Annotated in this window: 4 protein-coding genes; 3 read left to right on the top strand and 1 reads right to left on the bottom strand. The window is 38.5% G+C overall.

Translation table 11 applies throughout. The annotated features are described in order from the left end of the window. Window positions 1-249: 249 nt before the first annotated feature. Window positions 250-1,206: a DMT family transporter gene (locus ACFO3G_RS03935; RefSeq protein WP_380078185.1), complete on the bottom strand. Its 957-nt coding sequence runs from the start codon at window positions 1,204-1,206 to the stop codon at window positions 250-252. A 432-nt stretch (window positions 1,207-1,638) separates the two neighbouring features. Between ACFO3G_RS03935 and ACFO3G_RS03930 the strand changes: the two genes are divergently transcribed. From ACFO3G_RS03930 to ACFO3G_RS03920, 3 genes are all read left to right on the top strand, one after another. Next, the gene (locus ACFO3G_RS03930; protein ID WP_380078184.1) at window positions 1,639-1,953 is read left to right on the top strand and encodes a metal-sulfur cluster assembly factor; all 315 of its coding nucleotides are present in this window, start codon (window positions 1,639-1,641) and stop codon (window positions 1,951-1,953) included. A 3-nt stretch (window positions 1,954-1,956) separates the two neighbouring features. Continuing rightward, window positions 1,957-2,748 carry a UDP-2,3-diacylglucosamine diphosphatase gene (locus tag ACFO3G_RS03925; protein ID WP_380078182.1) on the top strand — a complete coding sequence of 264 codons (792 nt, stop codon included), beginning with the start codon at window positions 1,957-1,959 and terminating at the stop codon, window positions 2,746-2,748. Between the two features lie 276 nt (window positions 2,749-3,024). Next, entirely contained in the window at window positions 3,025-4,875 is a 1,851-nt protein-coding gene (locus ACFO3G_RS03920) for an AMP-dependent synthetase/ligase (protein WP_380078180.1), read from the top strand. The last annotated feature ends 148 nt before the right edge of the window (window positions 4,876-5,023 follow it).

Here is a 5,023-nt window from a genome sequence, read left to right as displayed (position 1 = left end):
TGTTTTAGGAGTTCCTGTGAGTCCAATGGTAGCTCCCATCCAAAAATTGGCTGCTTAAACTCAAGAAATGAGAGGTTGCTAAAAAATTAGAGGCTGAATCATTACGAATAATGACACAGCCCCATTATTCAATCAACATTGTCGCGAAGGACAATAAGGTTGAATCAAAATCTAAAAAAACTATTATGCCAATAGTTGATCGCTAAGAATTTGAACTTTTATACTTTACAATCAGGCTCCCCAAACCTATTACTTCATCTTTGAGCTGGTAATGACACGTTTGAGATGACGAACATAATCTCTTAGCTTAGGCTCTATTTGACCGGACATAACAGTCAATACGACAGCAAGAACGATTAAAATGATTCCCCAATACCCCATTGCTTCAATCTGTTCATGGAAGCAAAAAACTCCAACCATAACAGCCGTCAGTGGTTCAAAAGCTCCCAAAACAGCAGTCTTGGTTGCACCGATACTCTGCACAGCGAAGACCAATGCAATATTACTTACTACTGTAGGTACCAAAGCAAGCAGGGATATATTGATCCAACTTGACACACTTGGCAACAACATTACTTCTCCATAAGCGATCAAGGAATTAATGACCGAGCCAATGGAAGCAAACAACATCACCCAAAACGAAAGTAACCTTCCGGGCATATTATGGACTGCACTATGCTGTACAACTACAATATAGAGAGCGTAGCAGAGGCCCGACAAAAGCACAATAACAAATCCGGAAAAGGGAATATGCAATTCTGTATTCGGGGACCATAAGTTCATCAAGAGTGAAACACCAAATACAGCAAAGACCATTGAAATGATGGTGATTATCCCGATCCTTTCCCTAAAACAAAGGAATAATATCAAACTTGTAAAAAAAGGATACATAAAGTGGATGACAGTCGCCACACCGGATGCCATAAAGGAATATCCCCAAAACAGCAACATTGCACTTCCCGTGTAAAGAGCCCCTAAAATAACCAATGGAAATATTTCCTTTTTCCTTAATCTAAAACTTCCTCCCATCGCTCCATGAAGGACAGCCATCATGATAGCGGCAATGAGGAATCTATAGAAAACAACAGCTTGATGAGGCACCCCCTCATTAATAACCGGCTTAGCAAACAATGGGATTAAGCCAAATGTGGCTGATGATAAGATACCAATAAGCCAACCTGTAGATTTAGATGTTATCGCTTTCATATTGCAAAGGTAGTACAACTTGTTTTGATATTAGATATTTCAATCCATAATCATTTGATTCTCACTACAAAGCAACTCTACAAATATCATCTGCACACCCAATAACAATCACATTATAAAAGCATTATTACGAAACAACAGAACATTTATAAACTGATTTGAAGTTATATTGTAGCAATGTGATATAACATAACAAAAGAAGAAGTTCAAAGGCACGCAAACAAGATGAAAAAAAAGGTACCTGAAAACCATCAAAATCCATGATCAATAAGTACGAAACAACATCTAAGCAATCCTTAAATCCATTTATCCATCAAATTGTTCTAAATTTGTGAATTGTATATTGTATGGTTCTATCGAATTGACAAAGCATGATGATGAAGTGTATAGTCAAAGATATAAAGTTGATAGAGCCCTTAAACTATTATAGATATGAATGAATTTCTTCAATTGGAGGAGAATATCGTGGGTATGCTCCGCACTGTATATGATCCGGAAATACCGGTTAATGTGTATGATCTTGGGTTGATCTATAAAGTTGACGTAACCAATAATACTGATGTCAAAATTACCATGACTCTAACTGCTCCAAACTGTCCTGCGGCAGACTTTATAATAGAAGATGTCAAAATGAAGGTTGAAAGTGTTCCGGGCGTTGACAAAGTTGAAGTTGAGGTGGTTTTTGAACCGGAATGGAACAAAGATATGATGAGCGAAGAGGCTAAACTTGAGTTAGGGTTATTATAACTTATGGCCGAAAAGAATATCTACTTTTGCTCTGATGCTCATTTAGGATCTCATTATCACAAAGATCCATTGGCTGCAGAAATTAAGCTTGTAACCTTTCTCAAATCAATCGAAGAAAATGCTCAAGAGATATTCTTCGTTGGCGATATGTTCGACTATTGGTTTGAGTATAAAGATGTCGTTCCCAGAGGGTTTGTAAGATTTCTTGGCCAATGTGCCTCTATGTCGGATAAGGGAATCAAGCTCCATTTTTTCACCGGCAATCATGATTGTTGGATGAGTGATTACTTTGAACGAGAATTTGGAGCTATCATTCACCATAAGTCATTCATTTTCGAAAATAACGGTTATAAATTTCGAATTTCACACGGGGATGAAGAGTATACGGGATACTCTATGAGACTCAAATGGATGTATCGTCTGTTTAACAGCAAAGTAGCACGCTTTTTTTATGCTGCATTGCACCCAAGGTGGACTGTTGGCTTAGCATATTGGCTCTCTTATAATTCACGTAAGAGGGGTCTCAAAAAGCAAACTGAAGGTCGTATCCCTCATGCTCTTTGCAATGATTATTTCGATATTGAAAACGAATGGCTTGTTAGAAAGACAAAAGAATTTATCCTAAAAGACCCCAGTATTGACTTTTACATTTACGGCCATCGCCACCTAATGCTGGACTTGGCTCTAAAGGAGCAAAAACGTTGTATCATTCTTGGAGACTGGATCACCTATGATTCCTATGCACAATGGGACGGCAAGACCTTGTGTCTATGTTCCATTCATGATTTTGAATAACTCTTACAGCAAACGTCGAGTTAGGACATTTCACAAAAAAGAGTTTCCTTTGTAATAATTTGAGACACTTCAGAATGTGCATATTCATTTTTCTCTCTGCCTCATACATACATGCTCTCCCAACATTTTTGGAGACGATCGATTAGAGTCGTGACATAAAGCATTATCCGTGTTAGGATGATACAATCATCTCTATATTTGCTTACTAATGAATCGACTAACAAGAAGTCCCATTGATTTGCCGGACTTACTTAAATTAAAAGAATCACTTATCTCATGGAAGTATATCATTTAGCAGAATTAGCCCAAAGGATGGCTGAAAAGAATCCTAATCGTACAGCAATCTTATACCACAATTCAAAAACAAATGAATGGAACAAAGTCAAGTGGCAAAAGATGTACGAGATGAGTCTTGGTGTTGCCAAGGCTCTCGCCGAACTGGGTGTTGAAGAACATGCTCGCATCGGTATCTATTCACAAAACATGAGATTTTCATTATGGAGCGAGTTAGGCATCTTTATGATGCGTTGCATCAGTGTACCTCTTTATGCCACATGCTCTCCTCAACAGGTAGAATTTGTTGTTAACGATGCCGGGTTAAAGATTATATTTGTAGGAGAGCAGTTTCAATACAACAACGCATACGAAGTTCAGCAGTCGGGCAAAAGTTGTATCGAGCAGATTGTTATTTTCGACGATCGTGTCATCAAAAAGTCTGATGACCATACCTCTCTTTATTTTGAGGAATTTGTCAGAAGAGGTGACTCTATGAGAAATGAAACAATTGCGAAGGTTCGTTGCAGCCAAGCAATGGAATCTGATATTGCCACCATGATTTACACCAGTGGAACTACAGGTAAGTCTAAAGGGGTTACCATTACCCATTCTGCATTTTTGTGGCAAATAAGAGTTCATCAGGAGGTTTACCCAAATATTACAAGCAAAGACCTCAACTTCACCTTTCTTCCTCTGAGCCACATCTTTGAGAAGGGGTGGGTGTATGTTGTACTATCTGTTGGAGCAAAAGTGGCCATCTTGACCGATCCGAAGAAAGTCTTGTTGGCACTACCACAAATTCGCCCAACCATGATGTGCAATGTGCCTCGTTTCTGGGAAAAGATTTTCCAAGGAGTAAAAGAAAAGATCGATTCTTTCCCCAAAGCAGTGCAATCAGTTATCAAACATTCTATCAACATAGGATACCGTTACCAACTGGATTATAGGGCAAAAGGCCTCAAAGTTCCTATCCACATAGCTGTACTTAATGCCATATACAGCAGGACTCTCTTTAAATTGCTCAAAAAGAAAGTTGGCTTACAAAGGGTACGATTTTGCCCGGTAGCCGGTGCTCCTCTATCAATTGAGATTAATAAATTTCTTCAATCTGTAGGATTTCCCATTATAGTTGGATATGGTTTGACTGAAACTTGTGCAACTGTTTCCTGTTCTCCACTAAAAAACTATGATATCACAAGTATAGGTAATATCATGCCGGGTCTTGATGCCATGATCGATCCCAAGACAGATGAGATTTTGCTCAAGGGGCATATCGTTACCAAAGGGTATTGGAACAACCCTGAAGCGACCAAAGAGGCTTTTACAGAAGATGGATGGTTTAAGACCGGAGATGCCGGAAGACTTGTAGGAAAAACTCTGTACTTCAAAGAACGTATCAAAGAATTATATAAAACAGCCAACGGAAAATATATAGCACCTCAGCAGATCGAGGGACTGCTGACATCCGATTCGATGATTGAGCAGGTCGCTGTGATAGCTGATGGTTATAAATTCGTAAGTGCTCTTATCTACCCCAATTGGAATAAGCTGCTTAAAGAAGCTCAAGAAAGAGGCTTTATCTTTGAGGATGAAGATCGACAAACACTTACCCGCAAACATGAGTTGCAACGCATCATTATGTCGCATATAGAGATAGCACAAGCATCGCTGGCTCAATTCGAAAAGGTTAAAAAGATCACCCTTTTGGCTGAACCATTCAGCATTGAGAAGGAGGAGCTTACCAATACACTCAAATTAAGACGTAAGGTAATTATCAAAAATTATTCCAAAGAGATTAGCAATATGTATATAGATAGTCCAATTGTTGGACCGGATGGGAAACCATACTAAAAGGGAATAAGCAATCATTTGAAAAGGGGCTGTGTCAAAATTCCATTTGGCGCAGCCCTTTCTGTTTTTTGAAAAAAGTTTCAACTTTCTCTATATTAAGTCTTTTCCATGTTATTAATAATAGTTATCTTTATGGTATACAAATAGT

The sequence above is a fragment of the Falsiporphyromonas endometrii genome (genome assembly GCF_042654485.1).
GTDB classification, from domain to species: domain Bacteria; phylum Bacteroidota; class Bacteroidia; order Bacteroidales; family Porphyromonadaceae; genus Porphyromonas; species Porphyromonas endometrii.
Note: the sequence above shows the minus strand (reverse complement) of the source record. Positions and strands in the feature narration are given on the sequence as shown.

Excerpts from the sequence above, each read along its gene's own strand:
- ACFO3G_RS03935 (WP_380078185.1), bottom strand. The coding sequence starts at position 1,206 with ATGAAAGCGATAACATCTAAATCTACAGGTTGGCTTATTGGTATCTTA.
- ACFO3G_RS03930 (WP_380078184.1), top strand. The coding sequence starts at position 1,639 with ATGAATGAATTTCTTCAATTGGAGGAGAATATCGTGGGTATGCTCCGC.
- ACFO3G_RS03925 (WP_380078182.1), top strand. The coding sequence starts at position 1,957 with ATGGCCGAAAAGAATATCTACTTTTGCTCTGATGCTCATTTAGGATCT.
- ACFO3G_RS03920 (WP_380078180.1), top strand. The coding sequence starts at position 3,025 with ATGGAAGTATATCATTTAGCAGAATTAGCCCAAAGGATGGCTGAAAAG.